The organism is Claveliimonas monacensis (assembly GCF_014982975.1).
GTDB lineage: Bacteria > Bacillota > Clostridia > Lachnospirales > Lachnospiraceae > Claveliimonas > Claveliimonas monacensis.
On record NZ_JADCKL010000011.1, the window covers coordinates 21,980 to 45,939 of the forward strand.

A 23,960-nucleotide genomic window follows, 5' to 3' on the forward strand; every position below is an offset into this window, starting at 1 on the left:
TACAGATAATTTAGCAATTGATATTCGGAAAAGAACAAAAGTATTTTCTTTGGAAGCATTTTTTATCAAGCAAAATGTTGTGCGACCATAAATCTATATGAAAAATAGTCATTTCTTAAATAGATTAAGATATGAATCTAAATAGTATTTTTGGAAAATTAGGAGGCAAAAAATAGGTTTGAAATACGATTGGTATCGTCATTCATACTTAGAAATTGTTGTTCATGTGATACCTATTGAATTTTATTTTGAGAAATGTATGATATAGACAACACGAGGGAGAGGTGCTCGAAAATAATGAAAAATCGAAAATTATATAGTAAGATAATCAGTTTATTATTAGCGTATAAAAACTATATACTGGGTATGTCACTGCTAATGATATTTATTACAGTAGGGACAGCTTTTATTCCGCTTCTGCAGCAAGAGATTGTAGATAGTGGACTTATGAGCGGCGATTTGGGAATATTAGGTACTCTAGTTCTAATGGTTATTGCATTAACTATAATCACAAATCTTGCATCGTTGTTTCAGTCATATCTGAGGATTAACCTGAATGCTAAATTTTTAAAGGATAAACAGGTTGAGGTACTAAATCATTCACTCAAACTGAAAATGGACTACATAAAAAATGACGGTCTTGTGCAGATTATTAAAGATGCAGAGTACGCCCTGAATAACCTGTCAATGCTGACTGGTGAGGAGATGTCAAATACTCTGGTACAGATTTTTAAATTTATTGGTGTATTTATTGGTTTGATACTCATTAATTGGAAGTTGACGTTGTTTCTTCTGTTTGTAATTCCTGCTCGAATCTTTGTGGCAAATAAACTGGGAAAGCATGTAGAAAAATACCAGATGGATACTCTTATGATACAGAAAGGCATTCATGGATGGGAGGATGATATATACCACTCAGCTACAGAAGTCAAGTTGTGGAACCTTTATGATAATAAATGTAGGGAATATGATAAACTTCTTCAAAATAGAAATACAGCTATTAAAAAACTTAGTTTTTTTATAGTATTAAGTGATTTGTTGGGGCAGGATATTCAGGCATTATTTCTGAATATGCTCTATGTATTAGGAGGGATACTTATATGGGGTGGAGAGTTAAGTATTGGTGGAATTGTTGCCTTTATCACTTATGCAACATATTTATTGGAGCCAATTGGTTTTATAGCCAATCTTAGAATGATCTTTTCCCAAGTTGGACCTGCTTTTAATATGTATGAAGATTTTCTGAGTTATCAGGAAGAAGAACTGGAGAGGGAGAAGAAAAATAAAATTAGTTGTTGCGATGTTGAAAGCGTAGATTTTCGAGTTCAGAATCTGTCGTTCTCTTTTAAAAACAGAGAACTGCTGCAGTCGCTATGCTTTGATATAAAAGAAGGAGACAGGATAGCTATTGTTGGAGAAAATGGTTCCGGTAAATCTACATTGTTGAATATTTTTCTAAGATTCTATGATTTGCAGGAAGGTTGCATTACGTTGAATGGGAAAGTAATAAGTGATTATGAACTTTTCTCATATAGAGATCTGTTTTCAGTAATTATGCAAAATCCATATCTATTTAGAGGAACGGTAAAAGATAATCTTACCTTATTTGGGAAAAACGAATTGACACAGGAAATTTTGGATAATAAACTTTTGGATTTTGTAGAACATCTTTCGGAAGGTTATGATACAGATATTGGAAGCGACGCATCGCATATATCCGGCGGGGAAAAACAGAAAATTGCATTAATGAGAGCATTAGCTTCAAAGAGTAAAATATTAATTTTGGATGAGCCAACGGCAGCATATGATAAGCAGTCGGAGAAAGAATTTCTGGACGTACTTCGTGGGTGTAATAAGAAAATAATTATTTTGATTACACATGAACCTAAGCTGTTGCAATTTGCAAATAAAATTATTGAAATCGAAAATATGCAGATTAAACAGTATGGTAGCTATAAGGAGTATCAAGAAAGTAGATAAAGTTGGTAGAGGTAAGTACGATGGACATTATATTTAAAGGAATAAAAACACCGAAGAACAGTTACATATATGATCGTGGACGCAATGCCATTCTTGCAGTTTCTGACAGTGAATATGAAGAACTGGAGCAGTTACAAAAAGGGCTGGTAAAAGAAGAGGATTCTAAAGTATTGAAGAAATACCAGAACGAGGGGTTTCTGTGCCCGAATACGGTTACCAAAATTGAACATCCCTGCTCCGGAGTTTTAGGACATTACTTGAGAAATCATGTGGAAAAGCTCACATTGCAGGTAACGCAGCGCTGTAATTTGAGGTGCGAATACTGTATTTATTCTGGAAACTATGATAACAGAAAACATTCAAATCTTGATATGAGTTTTGAAACAGCAAAAAAAGCGATTGATTTATATTTGTGTTCTTCTGGGGAAATGGAAGAGTATTTTGTTTCTTTCTATGGTGGCGAACCTTTACTCAACTTAAAGCTGATTAAACAGTGTGTAGAATATATTAAGAGCAAAACAGTTGGGAAAAGAATTAACTTTGCTATGACAACAAACGCCACGTTGCTGAATGATGAGGCTGTCGATTATTTGAGAAATGAAGATTTTGGAATTATGGTGAGCTTAGATGGATCCAAGAAAGAACATGACAGGCATCGGAAGTTTCAAAACGGTGAAGGTTCCTTTGACTTGATCCAAAAAAATCTCAAAAGAATAAAAGAGAAAAATCCAGATTTTTTCTCAAAAATAACATATAACTCTGTAATGAATCCTGATAGTGACTATAGAAGTGTTAAAACATATTTTGAGACAGATGAATTACTTAATTCAGCAGAGATTCTAACAAACATTGTAGAATCAGAAAATCCTGGTGAAAAGGTTAAGTTATCGAAAGACTATTTAAAGATTGATAAATTTGATCAGTTAAAACTGTATTTATTAATGCTGAAAAAAATAGATGAAAAAGATGTTTCTAAGCTAGTACTGATAAGGGCTAGATATATTATTAGGAAATATCAAGAAATTATTAAGAAAGCTGAAATCGGATCAAAATGTCATCATAATGGTCCTTGTATCCCTGGAACAAGAAGACTTTTCGTTAACGTGCAAGGCAAATTGTTTCCTTGTGAAAGGGTATCAGAAACGTCGTCAATTATGCAGTTGGGGAATGTTGAAGAAGGATTTGAAATAGAGAAGGTTCGTAAACTTTTGAATGTAGGAAAAGTAACAGAAGATTTATGTAAAAATTGTTGGGCATTACTGCATTGCAATCAATGTATTCGTAATGCGGATGGTAAAGATCATTTGTCGAGAAAACTCAAAATGTTATATTGTCCAGACACAAAACGGCAAGCATACTTTATTTTAAAAGAGATTTGTGCGCTGAGGGAATTGGGGTGTACCTTTGAAAGGATTTGAGAATCATGAAGAAAAAATTATTAATATTCCCGTTTGCATATTGTAATCGTGAAATTGTAATGTACAGAAAATATATGGAAGAATACACGCTGGTAGCAGCAGTGGTACAAAACAAAGCCGAGTTAGATCAAGTTATAGAAAAATCTAAGAAATTTGAAAATATTCTAATTACAGAAAAATTTGAAGATGCGCTTTCTATATGTGACGCAGTATTATTTCTGGAAAGTGATAATATGAGTATTTCTGCTTCTATCTATAAAAATTATATTCGAAAAGCAGAATGCAGTGGTAAAGAAGTGCTTTTTTCAAACAAATGTCTAAAAAGTTTGGATGTAAGTGTTGTAATGGAATCTATACTGTATCAAAAAGGGGATTCAGATAGATTCCAATTACCCGAGAATACTTACATTAAATATATTGATATTCCAGTAATTGGAGTTATGGGTCTTGGTAATTTTTGTAACAAATTTTGCACCGAAATAGAAATATCTTCTTTCTTCAGGGGAAAAGGATACAGGGTGATCCATTTCGGATCAAAAGATTTTAATGGTGTGATTGGAGAAAAAAGGTATCCAGCGTTCTTGTTTAATCAAGGATATAGTGTGACACAACGGATTTTACAGTGGAATCAGTATCTTTTTGAATTATGTGAAAGAGAAAAGCCAGATTTGCTTATTTTGGGAATGCCTGGGGCTATTATGCCTTTGAATAATAAAATTCTTAATGAGTTTGGAGAAATTCCTTTTATTATTTCAAATGGTATCCGCATTGATGTGGGAGTGCTGTGTTCCTATTTTTACGAAAAAGTAGACCAGAAATATTTATCTGAATACAAAAATTATTGTAAATACAAACTGAACTGCGATGTAAAATGGATATGTGTTTCAAATAGTTCGTGTAGATTTAATCCGGATTCAGAGGAAAGTGTTTTGGAGTATCTACATTACGAGCCGGAAATAGCAGATAAAATGGTTGTTGAGGCCGGAAGTGGAGAAAAGATAAATCTTTTTAATGTTTTAAATGAGAGTAAAAGAGAAGAGATGCTCCAACAGTTATACAATGAGTTAACTGAAAATGTAAGTGCATTTTAAGGAGAAGTAAATGAGTGAAATTGAACAGTTTTTGCAGAACAGTATTGAAAAAAATACAGGAATTTTGATAGAAGAAGCGAATGATAATATTTTGGAACGGGAAGTTTCACCTCTTGATCTATTATATGTAATTATTGATATAGAGAAAAATTATAGGGTGCCAGCAAAAGAAATTTTAAACAATATAACACCCGATTCCTTTACAATTAAACAAATTTCTATGATGATTGCAAAAGGTAATTAATGCGAAAGCATTTAATTATAATATGAAAAGAAAGGAGGGCGAATCCCATGAAGAAACTTACAAAAAAAGCTACAGCTATGGCTAATACCGTAGAGGCTAATGCTACAATCTGCATCTGTATTTGTGGTGCTGGTGTTTCCTCAGCTGGACTGAGCCAGAGAGGTTACGCTATGTAAAGATTGGTACATGATTACCAGTTTATATTTTAAAGAAATGCTGGTAGCAGAAAAAGTGGTAACACCATTGCCTTTGGGCAATGGTGTTACTCATTTTAGTAGAAATTACACCAAAATGATAATAATAAAAATACAAATGGGAGGTTATATGTACAAAGTAGCATTTATTGATGATGGAATCATGGAAGGTATTCAAGAAGTGCCAGAGCAGATTAAAAAATATAGAATTAAAGATGGAAAGATTCAGGAAAAAAAAGAAAAGTCTTCTACGTTTTGTCTATCACATGGCACAATGTGCTTTTGGGTTTTTTCAAAATATGTGAATGATAAAGAGTTTATTTTGTATGATATTCAAATTCTTGACGAATTGACAAGTAGCGGAGATATGGGTGATTTGACTATAGCATTGCAGTTTTGCCTAGATGAAGATGTAGACTTAATTAATATGAGTTTAGGGAAAACAAATTTTATCAACAATGAAAGCGAAGATATTTTGAAAAGGCTTTATGATAAAGGAACTATAATGGTAGCAGCACAAAATAATAGCAACCAGATAACTTATCCAGCTTGTTCATCATATGTTTATGGTGTGACTAGAGATTATGTAGGAATATTAAAGAAAGATCAGTTTTGTTATATAGGAGATAAGCAAACAAAAATAGATATAATAAGTCACTGTGAAATTGCTGATATAGAATCAAAGTATGGGATTACAATGGGAAAACAAAATAGCTTCAGCACCCCATATATATCTGCACTGATTTATAATGAACTAAAAAAAGGTGGGAATCAAGAAAGTATTCTTGGTTATCTAAAGAAGAATTCTGTATATTCTGATAGGTTAGATACATGGGAATATAAAATAAAAAGTATTCCTGATTGGCAGGAGAATATAACAACACCTGTTGTTGAAATTGATACAAAGACGAAGATTTCGCAAAAATATTTTGAGGAATTAATCAATATCTTTCGCAGGAAAGAATTTCATGCTGTAGGAATTTGGTTTGGGGAGGAACGTAAAGAAGAGTATCCCTACATTTTCCGATATTTTGTAAATAAGCAGGAGATAGAATCTGATATAGAGATAATTATAAAGTGGGTATTTAATATTGCAAGACCAGATATTATCTTTATAGGTCAAGACCATAATATTACATCCATAGATAACATTGTAGATATAGTTTTGATAGACGGAGAGACGAGTAATGATAAGATGCTATCTGTATCCGGGAAAAGTAGCAAACAAATATCGGAGATGATTATTTCGTATTTTGAATGAAAAGAGAAAACCTTTGTACATACTGTCACTAAAAATTCATATTTGCATGGTATTATAAGCTATGTGAGGAGGTATAGTATGGCCAAAACAATTTTGATTATTGAAGATGATAAATCTATTCAGAATATTTTGCAGGAATTTCTTGCTGCTAATGGGTATTTAATAGAGGTTGCAAGTGATGGAGTGGAAGGGATTGAAAAGTTTCGAGGTAATAATCCAGATTTGATTTTATTAGATTTAATGCTTCCGAAAGTCGATGGATATGCAGTGTGTGAAATTATACGCCAAGAGAGTAATGTTCCTATAATTATGCTAACAGCTAAAAACGATCCGGCCAGCCAGATGAAGGGATTTAAGGTCCTTGCGGATGACTATATCACAAAACCGTTTTCATTACCTTTGGTTGTGTGCCGGATTGAAGCTGTATTGCGCCGCATAGATGAGAAGAAAGGGAGAATAGATGGTAGAGACAAACTCAGTTATAAAAAACTTACTTTATATTTGGATGGACAGGAAGTCTTAGTAGACGGAAAAGAAGTTATTTTAACAGTACGTGAATATGAAATCCTAAAATTGCTTATGGAAAATCCGAACAAGATTTTTTCAAGGGAGAATTTGTTATGCAGTATTTGGGGCTATGAATATTATGGAGATGAAAGAATTTTGAATACACATATTTGTAACATTCGTAAGAAGTTAGGTGAGGAATATATCGAAACAATTCGAGGAAGAGGATATAGACTTGTTAAAAAATAAAAGTATAAAGAAAAAAATTAAAATTAAGGAAAGCATAGGCGCAAAAACATTTCTAACTATGCTAGTGTTATTGCTTATATGCTGTATTATTATTTATGCGCTGGTCGTATTTTTCCTTCCTAAAAATTACCGAACAGAACTGGAAAATCAATTTTCAAGCGAATTTCAAAAATTGTCTGTCGTATTGGATAATGAAGGATATGAAAAGAACACACAAATAATTACAAATTTTGCTATTCATAATTCTGCGGCAGTTACAGTGCTAAATTCAGACCATCAGAAAGTGTTTGTTATTAATAACATTGCTCAAACAGGAGAAGAAACTATTGAAAATGTAGAAAAAATAGGCATTAGTTCGGAATTTGAATATGACGGGGAGTTTTATACATTGAGTGCTGAAGCCTCCCTTGAAGCGGTATCAAGATCTTATAAAATTTTAGAAAAAATAGCTCCTTTGATATTTTCAATCATTTTTTTGGTTTCAATAATAGGAGCTTATATTTGTTCACGTTACTTTGCCAAACCTATAGAGGACATTTGTAATGTAGCAAAACGAATGACAAAACTTGATATGACATGGAAGTGCAATATTTCGAGAAGTGATGAGATGGGTATGTTGGCATTTAGCTTAAATGAGATGTCAGAAAAGTTATACAATGCTTTAACAGAATTACAAGAAGCAAATAAACAGTTACAAGTAGAGATTAAAAAGGAAAAAGAGCAGGAAAAACAAAGGGTAGATTTTTTTACAGCAGTATCACATGAACTAAAAACACCGGTTACAATTCTTAAAGGTGAACTGGAGTGCATGATTTATAAAGTAGGAAAATACAAAGATAGGGACAAATACTTATATCATTGTATGATAACAGTAAAAGAAATCGAACAGCTTATAAATGAAATACTACTGTCGGCGCAAGTAGGAACTTCGGATATTCAAACGATGCCGGAGAATATACAGATTAGTGGTATTTTAAAGAATGTCTGTGATAAAGTGAAAGGTCTTGCAGAAGATAAACAAATCAGAATGGTGGTAGAAATTGAGCCGGATGTATATTATTTTGGAGATGGATATTTACTGGAGAAAGCATTTTCCAACATTATAGATAATGCTATTTCTTATTCACCTAAAGGTGCAACAGTTAAAGTGTTATTAAATAATGCAAATTTATCTGTTGAAAACACAGGTATCCATATTACACAAGATGACTTGGAACAAATTTTCGTTCCATTTTATAGAGTAGACAAATCCCATAATCGAGATACAGGAGGTAGTGGATTAGGATTATATATTGTAAAAACGATTCTCGAACATCATAATCTTGGATATTCTTTTGAGAATACGGAATTGGGAATGAAATTCAAAATTATGTTTCAAGAGGAGTCACTTTATAATTGAGCAGATCCTGTTAATTTAAATAAATCGAGTTATAGTATTAATATGTGAAAAAGATGGTCGTTGTGATCATCTTTTTTTGAATTTTATCCTATCTGATCAAAAAAGAATTGTATGATATTACTAAAAATCAAAAGAAAAATGACTGGTTTTTTTATGCCTATCTCAAGTTAAACTTTATTTTCTTTAAATCTTATCTATACATTGAGATGCGATACTGAATACATTCCAATGAACTAGGAGGAGCGTGCTATGAGCATATGTGTGAGAGCGTTACTGCATAACAAACGAAAATGGAAAAAAACACTGATAATATTTTGTTTACTATTTTTTGTAGTTACTCTTGTATTATCTGGAATTTCCATAGCAAATGCAGAGGAAAAGAAGTCAGAAGAATTAAGAGGAACGACAGGAAGTAGTTTTGTGGTTGAACGTAATTTATCTACAGGCGGTTGGGCATCTGGGAGCTCTGGAAGTTATAGTACCCAGGAATTTATTACTGAAGAGATGCTACAGACAATTTCGGCAGTAGATGGTATCGCCGGGTATGATGTGTCTATTGTATCAATGCCGTATTATTTTAATGAAGCTGGTGAACCACTTGTTAATGTTAATGGTAATGGTGTTAATAATTATTATACCTATGGCTCAATAAATACTGAATACAATCAACTTTTTTTATCTGGAAGATTTGAGCTGGTAGAAGGCTCACATATTACAGAAAATATTAAAAATGGTCTTATCATTAGTAAAGAAAACGCTGAACAGAATGGGATAAAAATAGGTGATAAGATTACGGGAATTAATGATCCTTATAATGATGATCCAGAAGTTGATATGGAGATAGTAGGATTTTTTGAAATCGTTGCCGATAAAGAAGATGAGGCTACTATGTATGATGCATCTACTTTATGGGACTATACGGATTATGCATTTTGTAGTTTTAATACTATGAAAGAAATGGCTGTAAAATATGATGATGGTAATAAAATTCAGGAAGCTCATTTTTATGTTACAGATGCAGCGCAATTAGAGGACATAATTAAAGAGGTACAAAATATTTCATCTATTAACTGGGATAATTTTATAATCGAGGCAAATGATGAAGTATACCAGAATATTTCTAGTTCCCTTTCTGATACCAGTACATTAATTATTACGCTAATTACAGTGATCATTATAGCTAGCATGGTATTAATTATTTTGATTCTGTCTATGTCCATGCGTAGCAGAAAGCGTGAAATTGGAATACTGCTTGCTGTAGGAATTACAAAGCCTTCTATTCTCCTGCAGTATGTTATAGAAACACTTATGACTGCAGTAGTGGCATTTCCCTTGGCTTATCTATTTAGTAGGCGGATAGCAGGTGAGTTTGGCGGACTCTTTGGAAAGGCTGCAGAAAACATTATTGTGACATCACAATATTTTGCGCTTGTAATAGTTGCAGGAACTGTGCTTTTAATCGTAGCAGTGCTGATTTCCTGTATTCCTGTAATGCGGTATGAACCAAAAGAAATTTTGGCACAAATCGAATAGTAAAAAACATCAAAAAAGTAGCAGAAAGGATGAGAAAAATGAAAAAATTAAAAAAAGTAATAGTTGTAGTGACAGGGTTATGTATGTGTGCTATCTCTACATTATCTGTATCAGCGGCAACAGTAGCGATTTTAGACTGGCATCTGGTAGGGGAAGATAAACATATAGACTGGACTGGAAACAGTGAGTACCTTACAGAATTTGTAGATGGGACAGAAATCTGGAATAACTATAAAGCAGATGTAATCCGTGAAGCGACAGAAGATATGAGTGTAGAATTAACAGTTTCTGATTTTTCAGAAGTAAGTGCAGCAGTCGGCGTGACGTCTTCACGGGGGACAATTAAATTTAATTCCTATTATATGGATGATTACAGCAATGTACAGAAAACAAATGTCTGTGCGCATGAATTGGGCCACGCATTAGGGTTGGATCACAATCAGGAAGGCGACCTTATGTATGCAGTAGTTGCAGATGTAATTACGTTATCTGAAAACGACAAAGCGTCTTATGATGCAAGTTATGCAAGATATTAATTTGAGGAGGCAGGTAAAATGAAAGCACAGATAAAATCTAAGGACATAATTATTTCGGTGCTGGTTGCAGCAGTAGCAGTAGTGGTGGCAATTATATTATTTCAGAGCATAAATAAGGGGACTCGAGAAATTCCGACTGCATATTTAAGGGCAACCTATGCTATTGACTATAATAATCTGGAGGGGGTAGTTGGGGATGCGGATTATGTATTTGTTGGAACGATCTCTAGCAAGGAAAATACTGTTTACAAAAACCCTGTGGAAATTGTTAATGAAGAGGGTAAAGTCAGCGAGGAAGCTACCCCTTATACAAATTATACAGTAGATGTTGTAGAAAATATCAAAGGAAATCTGACAACGGAAGAAACAATTCCGATTCAAAAAACAGGTGGACTTTCTAAGGACAAATCAGAGTATGTCATTTATGAAGGAGATGAATTACCAGTAGTTGGTCAAACCTACATTTTCTTTACCTATGCACAGCCTGATGGATCGCTTCTTCTTTCAGGCCCAGTGTCGAATATTGGAATCAAAGAGAAAAGTGCAGATGGCTTTGATTCTACGACAGCGTATAAGGATGTAGTGGAGGCATATAAAAATCAGATGGAAACGGAACGCCAGAGATATGCTTCCATGTATGAGATATAAATAATTAGATAAAATTGGTGAGGCTAAATATATTATGAATGGACTTAAACGAGCATGGCTACATTTAATACGGAAAAAGGGCACATCATTGCTTCTGTTTTTTTTCCTGTTGATTATGGCTACTCTGCTATTGATTTGCCTTTCTATTCAGTCGGCTACGGGTACGGCAAATGCAAACATTAAAAAGGCACTAATGGGATATTTTACGATTAATGCGAAACAGTTGGATGGAGGAATCGATGAAAAGACGCGAGAGAAGATTCTGGAGATTGATGGATTGAGCGGGAAGTATAAATTGAGAACTTATTCCTATGCAAGCTATTATGATGCAGCAGGAAATCCGTTGGAGATTGATACGGAGGGAGCGTTAGAAATCCCGGAGGGCTATGAAAATGCCGGCAAAATTGTAGCGAATAGTAATTCTAAAGATGACACTTATTTTACAGAAGCAGGATTTGAACTGATAGAGGGAAGAGGTATTACTTCTGATGATAAAAATAAGGTGCTGATTCATGAAGATTTTGCTGCACGTAATAATTTGAGCATTGGCGATACCATAATGCTTGGTGATGTTACAGAAAAAGATAGGATAATTGAAGCAACAGTAATAGGGATTTTTACGAATACAGAGGAACAGGATTCTCTTGGCGTTGCACCATCTTATGATTTGTATGACAATATTATATTTACCGATCTCTCTACAGCGTCATATTTATTATACGGGACAATTGGTAAAACAAATGTTGAATATGGAGACTTCTATGTAGATGATCCGGATGAGCTTGACCGTATTATGAAAGAGGTACAGGAAATAGAAGATGTGACTTGGGAAAATTGCACATTAACAAGATATGATAATGATTATCAAAATGCGAAAGAGTCCTTAGCGGGATTACAGAATATTGTATTTATCGCTATTGTTGCAGTATTCCTATTAAGTTTGGCAGTACTATCTTTATTTCTGGTTCTACGCTTACGTGGGCGTATCCATGAGACAGGAATATATCTGGCAATGGGGATTTCAAAGGGAGCAGTGCTTTTGCAGTATTTGCTAGAAGTGGTAATAATTGCGATTATTGCCCTTGTCCTTTCATATGGCGTAAGTTCAGCTATTGGAAATAAGATTGGGCACAGTTTATTTTCACAGGTGACGACAGAGACATATGAGACTGTAGAATTAAATGGAAATGAGCTAGAGAAAACGAATGAGCCGGAGGATTTGGGACTTTCCAAAGTGGAAGTGTCCGTATCAGCACAGGATTATCAGATTGTTTGGGGACTGATGATGGGGATTTGTATTGTTTCCATAACATTAGCATCTTATCCGGTCCTGAAAATGAAACCGAAAAATATATTGTCGCAGATGAGTTGAACAGGAGGAATGACTTATGAGCATAATGGAACTGAAAAATATTTGGTATGGATATGACAGTAGAAAGAAAGTCTTAAAAGGTATAAATCTGATGCTGGAAGCAGGAAAGATGTATGCTATACTTGGACCATCTGGTTGCGGAAAGACAACACTGCTCTCACTCATGGGAGGATTAGACAGTCCATCTCAGGGGCAAGTTTTTTATGAAGGGCAGGATATTGAAAAGGAAGGGCTTTCCAACCACCGTAAAAAGAATGTGGCATTTATTTTTCAAAGTTATAACCTGATAGACTATCTTACACCGAAAGAAAATGTGGCTCTTACCTGTAAGTTGCCCCCTGGGCCTGTACTTGAAAAGGTGGGGTTAACAGAGGAAGAGAGCAAAAGGAATGTTCTGAAGCTTTCTGGTGGACAGCAACAACGTGTAGCTATTGCAAGGGCTTTGGCGGCAGATGCCAGGATCATACTTGCCGATGAACCTACGGGAAATCTGGATGAAGAAACAGCAGAGGAAATCACAAGGATTCTAAAGGAATGTGCCCACCAGATGAATAAATGTGTTGTTGTCGTTACACACTCAAATGAGTTGGCAAAAGAAGCAGATGAAGTTTTCCGGCTTAAAAAGGGAGTCCTGATTCATGGAAAATAAGTTTGAGAGAGAGTTAACGAAAGATGTGCTGGTTAGCAATGAACACAACAGAGAAAATATCAATGCGAAGATGAATTATGATTTGTCATTGCTGACGAAAGAAGTTTTTGAGGAATTGGAATACGAAGCGGCAGCTTTGAAAATTCCATTCTTAATTGATCGAGAGCAAGCCTTTGAGAAGTTGATCTATGGGAATATAGATATTTTACGAAAGTCAATCACAATTTTTATAAAAGTAGTTTTACAGTTAGTAAGCAAGGAAGAAGCGGTCCATATCGCATCGAAAGAAAATTATATCAGTATTAGACTGCCAGAGAATAAGGTATTTTCCTCTCTTCTTCTACGGCCAGAGACAGTGATTTCCAATATTCAGGAGTTGGCTGATTTCCGTAAAGCACTAAATTGTATTCGTGCTTCAAAGGGAGCGGTTGAAATGAATGATGGGAAAGATGAAATTAGGATTATGCTTCCAATATACTAGGAAAAGGGGAGAATGAAGATGTATTGTGACAGTGCAAAAGCATTCCCAAATTATAAAAGTTTATTAATTGATCAAAAAGGACTTAAATGCGACACATTTATAGGAAATAAAAAAGCAAGAACAGAAGGAATTATGAGCGAGAACTCGAAAATAATTAAATATACGAGGAGTAGGCTGATTTGTGAGGACAGTAGCGCAAAGGAGGAAAAAATTGATTTAGATGATTTTAGTTTTGAGGTGGCATATATGTTTTCCGAACGACTAGAAAAGTCAGGATTATATGTGAAAATAGACTTTACTGACAAGGTTCTGCCAACTGTACGGGGTAATCAGGATCTTCTAAAAAAGATTTTTTCATCGGTTGCTGATCAATGTGTAAAAGAAGCTAAACCTAAAACGACAATTCATTTGTCTGTACAAAAAGGAAAGACTGGTTGCGTTTATGAAATTTCATACCAAAATAGAGACCTTAAAATGAAAAATAGTGGACAGATGAAGCAGTTTAAAACGGACTTGGAGAAATTTCAAGGGGTACTTTCAGTAAAGCGGGAAAAAGATACTCAAATAAGGATCGGTTTGAACGCATAGATCGATATACCGGAGGCTTAGGTAATAAATCTGGACCTCCGGTATTCTTTTACTCATTATATGAGTCTACAATTTTTTTCATAATAACAGCTAAAGCCTCACGTTTTGAGGGAGGACAGTTTTCTATGATGTGACTGAAAACTTGTTCAGATGATTTTTCACCACTTCCGAATAAGAGGTAATCTGTTGATACTTCTAATATTTGAGCTAGCATCATCAATTTATTTAAAGATACTCCACGTGAACCGCTTTCCACCTCATCCAGGAATCTCAAAGAGATATTTAACTTTTCTGCTAGATCCTTTTTGGACATAAAGAGTTTCTCTCTTTGTTCACGGATCCGTACTCCTACTGCTAATCGATCTAATGTATGCATAAAACGCCTCCAATTTGTTTAATTATATTTAAGGTAGAGACATTCCGAAACGAACTTTAAGCATTGAATTTAAGAACTATAAGAGTTATAGTAAATAAAATCGAGATTATAAAGGAGGAGGTATATAATGCAAGATCACATGGGCAGTATGTTAGAAACTGAATTTCCCGATCATAAAATCCATTTTTTATATGACATAGCTAATATGAAAGCTTATCAAGATAAATACAAACAAAGTGCCCGGATAATCAGAACTCTGTTAATGGAGCTTTTAAAAAGCAATAATAGTGATAAAATATATGTTCGTTTGCATGGATATAAATCATGGCTGGTTATAAGGATTGCCTTGGAGGAAAAACCGGAGGAACAAATGGCTGACAAAATACGGGAAAAATGTAAAGAATTTAACCCCGAAATACTGTTCGATGTTTCGAAAAACAGTTGTGGCTTTGTCATTAAAATCTCCATTTAATCGTCGTTTATACAAGAAACTCGTAGTTTGTCCATATCTATTGAATTTGTAATTACACATTCATATAATCGTTTTGTAAATATTATTGATGGATTGAAACGGAGGTTATCGTATGAAGGTAAAAAAGACAATTGCTGAAATGATTGCAAAGACATCTTATAAGGCAGCGGAAAAAAATGCTAACTCTGCATGTGTTTTTTTACATGGACAGCCGGAAATGCCGGAGTGTGTTAAAAAATTAAATAGAACAGAGAAAAGAGAGAGTGAGTAAAAGAATCGCGGGGTTTCTAATTGAAGCAAATGTAATTAAAGAGGATGAGGCTGAGCTATATGAGTATGGGCTCAGTCTCATTGGTAAGAAAATTTCGCATATGCTTCTTATTTTACTTATCGGATGGATTGGCGGACAGTTATTGGGAATGATTTCTTTTTTGGCATCCTATATTTGCCTGCGGGAATATGCTGGGGGATATCATGCAAAAACCTCAAGATGCTGCTATTTGTGTACTGGAGTAGTTACACTGTCCGTATTGGTGATATTCTTTATATTTCGGCAGTTAAATGTTGGATGGATCTGTATATGTATGCTGATTAGTGGAGTCATCATATGGAGACAATCTCCACAGGAAACTCCTACAAAACCACTATCAGAGAAAGAAAAAGCACTTTACGGAAGAAAAGCTCGGTGCTACCTGATTTGCTTAGGAATCCTGTTCGGAATTAGTGTATGCTTTTTTAGGGAAATTGCAGAGGGGATTGCCTGTGCCTGGATAGTTCAAATGTTCATGCTTATAATTGGAAGGTGCTTGGGAAAAAATATACGGAATAGTTAAGAAAAGAATCTGCTGAAAGGATTCTTTTTTTATTGTATGATTGATTAAGAAACACTAAGCGATAAAGAGATAGGAGGCATGCAGGATGATAAAGATTGCTGTATGTGATGATGAGAAACAGGTCCGTCTCAGGTTATTGACGATAATCCAACAATACTTCAATGAAAACAACCGGGAGGTCTGGGTTGCCGGCTTTAAAAAAGGTGAGGAACTTTTAAATGCAAAGACACGATTTGATATCATATTTTTGGATATTGAAATGCCGGAATTAAATGGCATAGAAACCGCAAAGATTCTGCGTAAATGGGATGTTACTAGCAAGATTATATATGTGACCAACTATGATCGATATCAAAGGAAGGCATATGAGGTACATGCTTTTGATTATATAAGTAAACCGGTAAAAGACAAAAATATATATAAAGTACTGGATGATGCAGTCCGATATTTAGAAAATTCAACAGAAAAACAAAAATGTGTATTTGAAACGGAAGAGGGGATTGCGACAATAGAAATCGAGGATATCTATTATTTTGAATATTCTTCCAGAAGAGTGATTATCCATACTGCTAAGGGAAATTATAATGCAACTTATAGTTTGAAAGAATTGTATGAAAAATTCAGCAAAAATAATTTTGAATCGCCACATAAAAGCTTCATTGTGAATTTGCTTTATGTTAAACGAATTAAAGGCTTTGATATTCTTCTGGAAAATGGAGATATCGTGCCTTTGGCGCAGAAACGGGCAGTAGAATTCAAAAATAAATTTAACGATTTCTTACAATCTACATTTGACAGAATTTAGGAGAGGGGGCATTGTTTGTGGTGCATATGCTTCATTTTATCGGACTAATATGTTCTTGTTTTGTTACGGACTTTGTATTTTTCAGAATTATGGATGCATTATATGAAAGGAAATTTCCAGATCGGAAAATAATTTATGTGCTTATTTTTCTAGTCTGTATTCCGATTCACGTGATGATTGCCTGCCTTTGCATACCAATTTTGAATTTGGGATACTCCATGGTCATTTTATGTGGCTTATCGTTTGCCCTATATAAGCCATGCGGAAAGAATATTTTAGTCAATTCGGCCGTCGTGATTATCTATTTAGCAATGATTGATATATCTGTAACAGCAGTATTTTCCTTTTTTGTAGACACCAGCACTTTCACTGCTTTAATGCAACCGAAATTTTACCTTTTGTCTAGTGTAGGGAATGCCATTGTAGTAATCTGCACGAACAGTCTCCTGATTCAGGTGTTACAACATTATCAGATCAGCCGTATTTCTAAAGCACTGCATGCATATATGATCTTTTTAATGGTTTTTGAATTTGGGATTTTTCTGATGTTTCTGAAAAATGAGCCATATTCAGGAAGTAATTGGGAACTCTTACTTTTATGTATTGGCTTTCTTGTTTTGGATGCCGGTATCCTGTATTTATATCGTAAGATATCGGAACAGGCAAAGTATGAAAAAAAGAGTCTTTTAATCGAGCAGCAGCAAGAGATGACGGCGAAGTATTATGAGGATCTGCAGGAAAATTATGAAAAGACACAGAAAATCCTCCATGACATGAAAAAACATTTGCAGACTATAAATGAACTAAAGCAACTTGATGAGGAAACACAAAAAGAATATCGGGAAGAGTTTTTGAAATCCATTGAAGATATTAGGTTACAATTTGTGTGCAGCGATAGGATCTTGTGCGCAATTATCTGGAATAAAATACAGATGTGCGAACGCAATGGGATTGACTTTGATGTTAGTATGCAAGATATTCTCTTTGACTTTATGAATAAAACTGAAGTAACAGCACTTTTTGCAAATTTAATAGATAATGGTATTGAGGCTTGTCTTGCATCTGATAGAGAAAAAAAGGAGATTTTTCTACGAATACATAGCTTTAAAGAATATGTTGTGATCAAAATGAAAAATACGATTGGAACACCTCCGCAGATGAAAAATAATAGGTTTATTTCAACGAAACTAGGGCATTTAGGATTGGGAATGTCTATTATGGAAGAGATTGCAGAAAAGTATTGTGGGAATATAAACTGTGATTATTCTGAGGAATATTTTGAAACCAAAATTATTTTGTTAGCTGGAAATAAAGAGTAAACAGACTTAGGATGATAGGCAGAAAGCCATCTTTTACGGATGAAACATTTTTAGGAAAACATTATATGAATAAAGGAATTTTAATTTTGACAGACCAAGAATCGAATACAAAAGGAACATTTGTATGGCAGCATATAGAGAATCTAAAAGATATAAACGCTTCTATTTTGGAAGCAAGAGTAGAAAAAGAATTTGATTTTCTTTTATGTATTCTTGAAGTGCCGGCAAGTGTTCAGGAAATACGGTGTTTCGCTCAATCTGTCAAGAAGTTCTATTCTTTTCCTATTTGTGTTTTTGAGAAGAACATTATTGAGAGTTACCCTGGAGAAAAAGGGGAGATCAAAGGAATGATTGACATTCTGATCAGAAGATCATTTACACAAAAAGAATTCTTCCTTTTAATTGATCGGGTTCTTGACCTAGAGGGTGAAAAAGAAACAGTGTCAATAGAAAAAAAGGTAGAAACAATTGGAGAAAATGAGATCATTAGGATATATCCCTATAAAAGAGAACTATATATTGATGAGAATAGAGTCAATCTTACAAAAAAAGAATTCGATATTTTCTATTATCTATTTCAAAAAAAAGGAGATGTAGTATCGCATAAAGAGCTATATGAAAGGGTTTGGAAACGGGAATATATTCATGATGATACAAATATTATGGCTCATATCCACCGCTTAAGAGGAAAGGTAGAAAAAGACCCAAAGAAACCGAAATATATTTGCAATCAATATGGTGTAGGATATTATTTCGGCGGTTTATTCCAGGAAGCACTTCCGACTTTATAGAATGACAAGAAATCTGTCTGAATTTGTATTACAAAATCTGTGTCAGAATTCTTGCTATTTTTAGTACAAGTTGTTATATTCTATTTACAACCAATCTATAATAATGCTAAAATGGTGTTCAAATAGAATAAGGAGTGGTGTTTTCTATGGAATCAAATTACAGAACAAGAGTAGTATCTACAATACTAAGAGACACAGAGAAAGGAAGGTACGATTTTTCGCATCCACTGCAGAGACAGGAGGGGCAGTGGTCCAGATATATGCAATCATTGGAAATCGACTCTCTGCTTAGGGAGTGGTCGATCAACCTGATCTATATCTGGAAAAAGGAAGATAAAAAATATGTGATTGAAGGCAAGCAGAGGATTACGAATCTGCTCAGATATAAACAGGACAAATTTTCATTATCCAAGAAGTTAAAGCCAGTGGAGATTGATGGAACCGTTTATGAGATTGCTGGAAAGAAGTTTTCTAAGTTGGATGAGGCTGTTCAGGAAAAATTAATGAATGCAGAGCTGCAGATGTTTGAGATGGCGAATTGTACTGAGGAAGAGGTCAGGGAGATGTTTCTGCGTCTCAACAGCGGAAAACCGTTAAATAGAGCACAGAAGCTGGTAGGAATTATGGACTACAGTGTCAGCGAGAGTCTGCAGAAAATTATGCAGCATCCTTTCTGGGCTAAAACCGGGATTACAGCGGGGGATATTAAAACCGATAATATCCGAAAAGTAGCCTGCCAGATTTTAATGTTGGTTTCAGGATATGAATTTACCGCATTTGATCAGGGAAATATTGAGAAATATGTGGAAGAACTGAATACAGATGTGGATAGCAGCCTTGATTTGATTGACCATGTGGTTGAGGTTCTGGACCGGATGGATGCAAAAATCGAAGGAAAGATTGATAAAATGAAGAAACTTTCCGTTCCAATGGCAGTTGGGGCGATGAATCTGGTCTTTGGAGATGAGGAGAAAGAAGATGCTTATTTAGAGCGGATGCAAAATTTCTTCGCAGACTTTGAAAATCAGGAAGCATACCTGCAGTATTGCGGTAGAAGCACGAACACTGGAGAAAATGTCAAAGGTCGATGGGAAATCTTTACTAAAATGGCTTCTGTTTAATAGGGATATGATGAAACATTTAAATGTCTTGTTTGCTTGGCAACAAGACATTTTTTTGTAAAATGTTTCCATATTTATGAGAAAGTCAAAAATCGACACTCACTAATGTTTACATCAAGTCTGCTTCATCAGGCAACGCAGAAATGATGGCATTTGACTTTGAAAAGCTTTGCTAATTCTATGGATTGAAGTCCTGACCAATCGTTATTTTTTATTCCTTTCATTCTAGTAATCGTCCTTTATTATAGTAAATAATAATGAAAAAGATATATACATTAGATGCATCGGAATAATTACGATATGGGAGGACACGTATGGTAAAAAAATGCTTACTTACAATAGGAATCTTCACAATAATAGCGATCTGTTTCATATATATATTGGTGAATTTGAAATACCAGAATGAATGGATTACATATAAGCCGAATCTGAAATCCAGACTGGAAAACAACAGAGATTGCTTTTTATGTGGTGAAAATTCAAAAAGTCTTATGGGATATTACCGGAATTATGGAGATCTTCTTCTGGTATATCTTCCAACCTGGGATATATGGCCAGCCCATATTTTTGACGAAAACATTGATGCAGCTGGATCCAGTAGTATAATGGGAACAAGTCAGGATGGTCTATACCGTTATAATACTGATATAATGAAAAGTCGTGGCATTTCGGAGATTACGATACAGACTACAGAGAAACAAAGTAGCAAATGGGATGTAGAAGTGTTAGAAACAATGCTGTGTTCAAGGTGCCTGGAAAAAGTAGCAGAAACTTTGGAAATTTCTTCAGCTAGAAAGGACTGCATACCCGAACCTTTCTGCCTTGTTAACGCAGAAGATCTAAGAGTATATTCGTTGCAAAGAAAGGATAAAACTAAGATGATTGATGATTTCTATGTATCAATAGATTTTAAATCAGAAATCAAAAGTTTATTGGCTGTTTATGCACCTGACAATAAAATGGCATCCTTAATGGTTAACCAGTGATTATAATAAAATTTTCTGAGAGTATAGGTAAGAAAAATGAGATAGGAAAATATGAGTGTAATATAACCAGAATTCCTATTTTTGTTAAAGTTTAGTATACATCCGATGTGTACTGCCGGCAGCACCTTTTAATGGGATAATAGTACTGAATGTCGTATATTCGGCAGGAGGATTTATGCAAAAATATTATGTGGTAAATTAGCAGGAATCATGGAATATTGACTTCTAAAACAGAGGAGGATATGAAACAGGCATGAGGATTTATGATGTACTTAGGAGAAAGATTGCTGATTGCGAAAGTATTACAGAATTTGTCAGCCTGATTTATGCTGCAGAGCGTGAGGCGTATGTTATGGCAGGGAATCAAAAATCATTGGAGACTGTCCCTATTTATGACTTTGTAGAGTATCTGGATCAGGAGGATAAGTCTAAAGAGTCAGGGTGCCAATGTTGCGAAGGCGATGAAGCATTGTTTGAATCAGGAGACCTATTAGTTTTTATAAACAGTACTGGTGTCATGTCCTTTTTTAAGAAGAACGATATGGAACCATTCTGTGAGGTGCAGGTAAAAGACTGCCCGAAATGCGGGAGAAAGTTCAGATGATTTACTGGGTTTATTACAAGATGTAGTAGCAAATTGTTGACACATACCATATCCTGTGTTAATGTATAGTTGAATATAATTTTATGCTCTTAGAATTAGAATCTATGAGTAAATGAATTTCCTTCCAGATCCATTCTGGAAGCACATTTTTAAGAAGCAGTGGCAGCTTCTATCAAACTGAATAGAAATAAAATTATGGCATTTAGAATGAAAGATTCTAAGTGCCCTTTTTTATTCAGAAAAAAGGAAAAGGAGGATTGAAAATTGCCATAGTATCAGAAACGCTAGAGAAAAGAAATGGAGGATGATGGAATGAATCAGCAGTATTTGAAAGGAATCAGCAGCATCATGGGATCAGGAGAGAGTGTGATCTTCCCGGCAACAGAAGGAAATATTATTAGTTTTCTTAAAATGAACCAGATGGCAGAACGCTCAGAAATCAGGACATTAGATGGAAAGAAATTCCTGACAGCGCTAAAAGATGCAGTGATTGACATCTGCCCGGATAAAGCATTTTTGGAAGATAAAATCCGGCCGCTTTTAGGACGGGTAAAAAAAGGGATGGAAAAGGTCCCGAAACTTCAGGTGATCGAAGAAAATGTGCTGGATAAATATGAACCGCCTATGCCGGACTGGAACTGTCTGTACTGGGAGGGAGTCAGCGATGAGGAATATGAAGAACTCAGAATCATGAAGAAACCAGTAATGCTTGAGTATGAAGCTTTTGGCAGAAAATACCCGATCCAGCTGAAAGTGACCAGCTATCTGAATAACGGAAATCTTGCAATCCAGATGTATGATTGGATCGAAGGATATCCAGAGCCTTGGGCTATGCTTACCGTCAATCTTTGGGACATGTGTGAAAAAGACTGTGCCTATGTGGATACCAATAATAATGGGAAAAAGATTCTTGATTGGATCAAAACAAATAATCTTGGAAGAGTTACTGGGAGAGAAAGATGCAGCGGATATTGCAAGTATCCGGAGGTACATTTCAATGAAGAAAGGCTGCGGGAATTAGATCCGGACGGATACGAAAAATACGAAGAACAATTCCGTCAGGCCGCAGCATAATCAGTTAGAAAATAAGCCCGAACAATGAAAAGAAATGGAGGAATACAGGATGAAAAGCAGTGCAAAAGATAGAAATTATGAAAAGACGACAAGGCTTATGGAACGCTGCCGGCAGGAAGTAGGCAGAAAGGGAATACACAGACAGAGAACAGGAATACCGGTTTCAGATTATATACGTTTTCAGGATATTCCGGAAAAAAGTATCTGTGTGACATCACAGTTTGAAAATGGTCTGTGCGGAGAGATTTTCTGGTATCGCAGCGGTAATGATATTTATCTGGTGCATGGCAATATCCGCCCGATTGAGCAGACAGTATGGTTAAAGATGAATCGAGAAGGATTTGGTGAAGTCCTTCATTTAAAATTATCTGAGGACGGTACGTGCGGACAGTCCGAAATGATCGGAAAAGAGCCGAATGCGGTATCACCCTTTGCCAGTGTAGAACAGTTTTATGATGATTCGATCTGGCCGGAGTATTTGAAAGGAAAACAGCCCGATGATGGAGGAGCAAAATTCCGTGAAATTATTCGGGAAATCATACGGCTGATCGGAACAGATTTTAGATATGACCTGGAATCAATGCAGGCAGGATAAGGCATTTAGGAGGAAATCTTACAATGTCTTTTTTTATGTTCTCTGGCAGGCTGTTTGAGCCTGCCGGAGATGACAAGGAGGTACAGCATGAACGTTACATTGATGTCTGGCTATATAGCAACAGAGCCGACGTTTAATACGTTCCCCAAAAAGAAGAAAAGAAGAGGGGACACCCTGAAAAAGGGTATGGCTGCTAATTTCCGTATTTCCGTTAAACGAGGATATATGGGAAAAGACGGTCAGAAATATGACTATTTTTCCTGTTCCGCCTATGATGATAGTGCAAAATATATCAGAAGATATATTCAGGAAGGAGACTATGTTCTGATCCGTGCAGTTTTAAAGAATAATAATTATGAAGATGAAGACGGAGAAATGGTATATAGAGATGTCCTTGTTATTGAGCGGATAGAACTCATACGAGAACGTAACGATGAAGAGGATTCTGATTATGATGAAGACGAATTCTATGATGATTATGAAGAGGATGACGAAGAGGAAGACTATGATGAGGACTACGACGAAGAGGATGATGAAGAGGAAGAAGAGGATGAAGAAGAATATGAAGAAGATCTACCAAAATCCAGGAAGAGAGGCGGCACTTCTACCCGTAGGCGTCGGCGCCCGGCAGAACGGAAAACTGCGGATCGGAATAAAAGAAAAAGCGGCAGTGTGAAGCAAAAAGAAGTAAAGAGAAATGTGTCGAGGAAGAAGCCTTCGTCCAAACGAGAAAAAGTGGTGGGACTAAATGAGAGAAAGTCCAGGGAAATAGACGATGAGTTCGAGACACTTGGCGAAGAAGAAGACAATTTTGGATTTGATTAACAGCAGGGA

28 protein-coding genes are annotated in these 23,960 nt (G+C 35.2%); 27 read left to right on the forward strand and 1 reads right to left on the reverse strand.

All coding sequences use genetic code 11. The features are described from left to right. The first annotated feature begins 297 nt into the window (after nucleotides 1-297). The 15 genes from INF30_RS11615 (at nucleotide 298) to INF30_RS11680 (ending at nucleotide 14,150) form a co-directional block, all read left to right on the forward strand. On the forward strand, nucleotides 298-1,980 hold the full coding sequence (locus INF30_RS11615; protein ID WP_226395291.1) for an ABC transporter ATP-binding protein: 1,683 nt from the start codon (nucleotides 298-300) through the stop codon (nucleotides 1,978-1,980). A 20-nt stretch (nucleotides 1,981-2,000) separates the two neighbouring features. Further along, nucleotides 2,001-3,398: a Cys-rich peptide radical SAM maturase CcpM gene (ccpM, locus tag INF30_RS11620; protein WP_226395292.1), complete on the forward strand. Its 1,398-nt coding sequence runs from the start codon at nucleotides 2,001-2,003 to the stop codon at nucleotides 3,396-3,398. Nucleotides 3,399-3,403: 5 nt separating this feature from the next. Next, nucleotides 3,404-4,489, forward strand: a complete 1,086-nt coding sequence (locus INF30_RS11625) for a TIGR04066 family peptide maturation system protein (RefSeq protein ID WP_226395293.1) — start codon at nucleotides 3,404-3,406, stop codon at nucleotides 4,487-4,489. 10 nt (nucleotides 4,490-4,499) lie between these two features. Further along, complete coding sequence (locus tag INF30_RS11630) at nucleotides 4,500-4,733, forward strand: hypothetical protein (protein WP_226395294.1); 234 nt, start codon at nucleotides 4,500-4,502, stop codon at nucleotides 4,731-4,733. Between the two features lie 47 nt (nucleotides 4,734-4,780). Beyond that, nucleotides 4,781-4,909, forward strand: coding sequence for a hypothetical protein (locus tag INF30_RS14655; RefSeq protein ID WP_264176918.1), 129 nt, complete (start codon nucleotides 4,781-4,783; stop codon nucleotides 4,907-4,909). Between the two features lie 10 nt (nucleotides 4,910-4,919). Beyond that, nucleotides 4,920-6,188, forward strand: a complete 1,269-nt coding sequence (locus tag INF30_RS11635; protein WP_226395295.1) for a S8/S53 family peptidase — start codon at nucleotides 4,920-4,922, stop codon at nucleotides 6,186-6,188. Between the two features lie 78 nt (nucleotides 6,189-6,266). Continuing rightward, nucleotides 6,267-6,944: a response regulator transcription factor gene (locus tag INF30_RS11640; RefSeq protein WP_226395296.1), complete on the forward strand. Its 678-nt coding sequence runs from the start codon at nucleotides 6,267-6,269 to the stop codon at nucleotides 6,942-6,944. After that, nucleotides 6,931-8,343 carry a HAMP domain-containing sensor histidine kinase gene (locus INF30_RS11645; protein ID WP_226395297.1) on the forward strand — a complete coding sequence of 471 codons (1,413 nt, stop codon included), beginning with the start codon at nucleotides 6,931-6,933 and terminating at the stop codon, nucleotides 8,341-8,343. The genes INF30_RS11640 and INF30_RS11645 overlap by 14 nt, the downstream gene beginning before the upstream one ends. Nucleotides 8,344-8,592: 249 nt before the next feature. Continuing rightward, nucleotides 8,593-9,876: an ABC transporter permease gene (locus INF30_RS11650; protein WP_226395298.1), complete on the forward strand. Its 1,284-nt coding sequence runs from the start codon at nucleotides 8,593-8,595 to the stop codon at nucleotides 9,874-9,876. 38 nt (nucleotides 9,877-9,914) lie between these two features. Further along, a complete protein-coding gene (locus INF30_RS11655; protein WP_226395299.1) occupies nucleotides 9,915-10,412 on the forward strand; it encodes a matrixin family metalloprotease in 498 nt (165 codons plus the stop codon). An 18-nt stretch (nucleotides 10,413-10,430) separates the two neighbouring features. After that, complete coding sequence (locus tag INF30_RS11660) at nucleotides 10,431-11,060, forward strand: hypothetical protein (RefSeq protein WP_226395300.1); 630 nt, start codon at nucleotides 10,431-10,433, stop codon at nucleotides 11,058-11,060. Between the two features lie 34 nt (nucleotides 11,061-11,094). After that, complete coding sequence (locus tag INF30_RS11665) at nucleotides 11,095-12,432, forward strand: ABC transporter permease (RefSeq protein ID WP_226395301.1); 1,338 nt, start codon at nucleotides 11,095-11,097, stop codon at nucleotides 12,430-12,432. Between the two features lie 16 nt (nucleotides 12,433-12,448). Then, entirely contained in the window at nucleotides 12,449-13,081 is a 633-nt protein-coding gene (locus INF30_RS11670; protein WP_226395302.1) for an ABC transporter ATP-binding protein, read from the forward strand. After that, nucleotides 13,071-13,562 (forward strand): hypothetical protein, encoded by a 492-nt coding sequence (locus tag INF30_RS11675; RefSeq protein ID WP_226395303.1) that lies wholly within the window; start codon nucleotides 13,071-13,073, stop codon nucleotides 13,560-13,562. Before INF30_RS11670 ends, INF30_RS11675 begins: the two co-directional genes overlap by 11 nt. A gap of 12 nt (nucleotides 13,563-13,574) precedes the next feature. Beyond that, nucleotides 13,575-14,150: a sensor histidine kinase family protein gene (locus INF30_RS11680; protein ID WP_226395304.1), complete on the forward strand. Its 576-nt coding sequence runs from the start codon at nucleotides 13,575-13,577 to the stop codon at nucleotides 14,148-14,150. A 49-nt stretch (nucleotides 14,151-14,199) separates the two neighbouring features. Here the strand turns inward: INF30_RS11680 and INF30_RS11685 are convergent, their stop codons facing one another. After that, nucleotides 14,200-14,526 (reverse strand): helix-turn-helix domain-containing protein, encoded by a 327-nt coding sequence (locus tag INF30_RS11685; protein ID WP_226395305.1) that lies wholly within the window; start codon nucleotides 14,524-14,526, stop codon nucleotides 14,200-14,202. Nucleotides 14,527-14,653: 127 nt separating this feature from the next. Between INF30_RS11685 and INF30_RS11690 the strand changes: the two genes are divergently transcribed. The 12 genes from INF30_RS11690 to INF30_RS11745 all read left to right on the forward strand — a co-directional run bounded on the left by INF30_RS11690 (nucleotide 14,654) and on the right by INF30_RS11745 (nucleotide 23,951). Further along, the gene (locus INF30_RS11690; RefSeq protein ID WP_226395306.1) at nucleotides 14,654-14,998 is read left to right on the forward strand and encodes a hypothetical protein; all 345 of its coding nucleotides are present in this window, start codon (nucleotides 14,654-14,656) and stop codon (nucleotides 14,996-14,998) included. A 112-nt stretch (nucleotides 14,999-15,110) separates the two neighbouring features. After that, nucleotides 15,111-15,269, forward strand: a complete 159-nt coding sequence (locus tag INF30_RS11695; protein WP_226395307.1) for a cyclic lactone autoinducer peptide — start codon at nucleotides 15,111-15,113, stop codon at nucleotides 15,267-15,269. After that, the gene (locus INF30_RS11700) at nucleotides 15,262-15,831 is read left to right on the forward strand and encodes an accessory gene regulator ArgB-like protein (RefSeq protein ID WP_226395308.1); all 570 of its coding nucleotides are present in this window, start codon (nucleotides 15,262-15,264) and stop codon (nucleotides 15,829-15,831) included. The genes INF30_RS11695 and INF30_RS11700 overlap by 8 nt, the downstream gene beginning before the upstream one ends. An 85-nt stretch (nucleotides 15,832-15,916) precedes the next feature. Next, nucleotides 15,917-16,636 carry a LytR/AlgR family response regulator transcription factor gene (locus INF30_RS11705; RefSeq protein WP_226395309.1) on the forward strand — a complete coding sequence of 240 codons (720 nt, stop codon included), beginning with the start codon at nucleotides 15,917-15,919 and terminating at the stop codon, nucleotides 16,634-16,636. A gap of 17 nt (nucleotides 16,637-16,653) precedes the next feature. Then, the gene (locus tag INF30_RS11710) at nucleotides 16,654-17,955 is read left to right on the forward strand and encodes a sensor histidine kinase (RefSeq protein WP_226395361.1); all 1,302 of its coding nucleotides are present in this window, start codon (nucleotides 16,654-16,656) and stop codon (nucleotides 17,953-17,955) included. A 65-nt stretch (nucleotides 17,956-18,020) separates the two neighbouring features. Further along, nucleotides 18,021-18,746, forward strand: coding sequence for a winged helix-turn-helix domain-containing protein (locus tag INF30_RS11715; RefSeq protein WP_226395310.1), 726 nt, complete (start codon nucleotides 18,021-18,023; stop codon nucleotides 18,744-18,746). A 146-nt stretch (nucleotides 18,747-18,892) separates the two neighbouring features. Next, nucleotides 18,893-19,867, forward strand: coding sequence for a DUF262 domain-containing protein (locus INF30_RS11720; RefSeq protein WP_226395311.1), 975 nt, complete (start codon nucleotides 18,893-18,895; stop codon nucleotides 19,865-19,867). A 314-nt stretch (nucleotides 19,868-20,181) separates the two neighbouring features. Continuing rightward, a complete protein-coding gene (locus tag INF30_RS11725; protein ID WP_226395312.1) occupies nucleotides 20,182-20,853 on the forward strand; it encodes a hypothetical protein in 672 nt (223 codons plus the stop codon). Nucleotides 20,854-21,106: 253 nt separating this feature from the next. After that, a complete protein-coding gene (locus tag INF30_RS11730; RefSeq protein WP_226395313.1) occupies nucleotides 21,107-21,457 on the forward strand; it encodes a hypothetical protein in 351 nt (116 codons plus the stop codon). Between the two features lie 297 nt (nucleotides 21,458-21,754). After that, entirely contained in the window at nucleotides 21,755-22,531 is a 777-nt protein-coding gene (locus INF30_RS11735) for a DUF4313 domain-containing protein (RefSeq protein WP_226395314.1), read from the forward strand. 49 nt (nucleotides 22,532-22,580) lie between these two features. Next, the gene (locus INF30_RS11740) at nucleotides 22,581-23,126 is read left to right on the forward strand and encodes a hypothetical protein (RefSeq protein WP_226395315.1); all 546 of its coding nucleotides are present in this window, start codon (nucleotides 22,581-22,583) and stop codon (nucleotides 23,124-23,126) included. An 87-nt stretch (nucleotides 23,127-23,213) separates the two neighbouring features. Beyond that, nucleotides 23,214-23,951 (forward strand): single-stranded DNA-binding protein, encoded by a 738-nt coding sequence (locus tag INF30_RS11745; protein ID WP_226395316.1) that lies wholly within the window; start codon nucleotides 23,214-23,216, stop codon nucleotides 23,949-23,951. The last annotated feature ends 9 nt before the right edge of the window (nucleotides 23,952-23,960 follow it).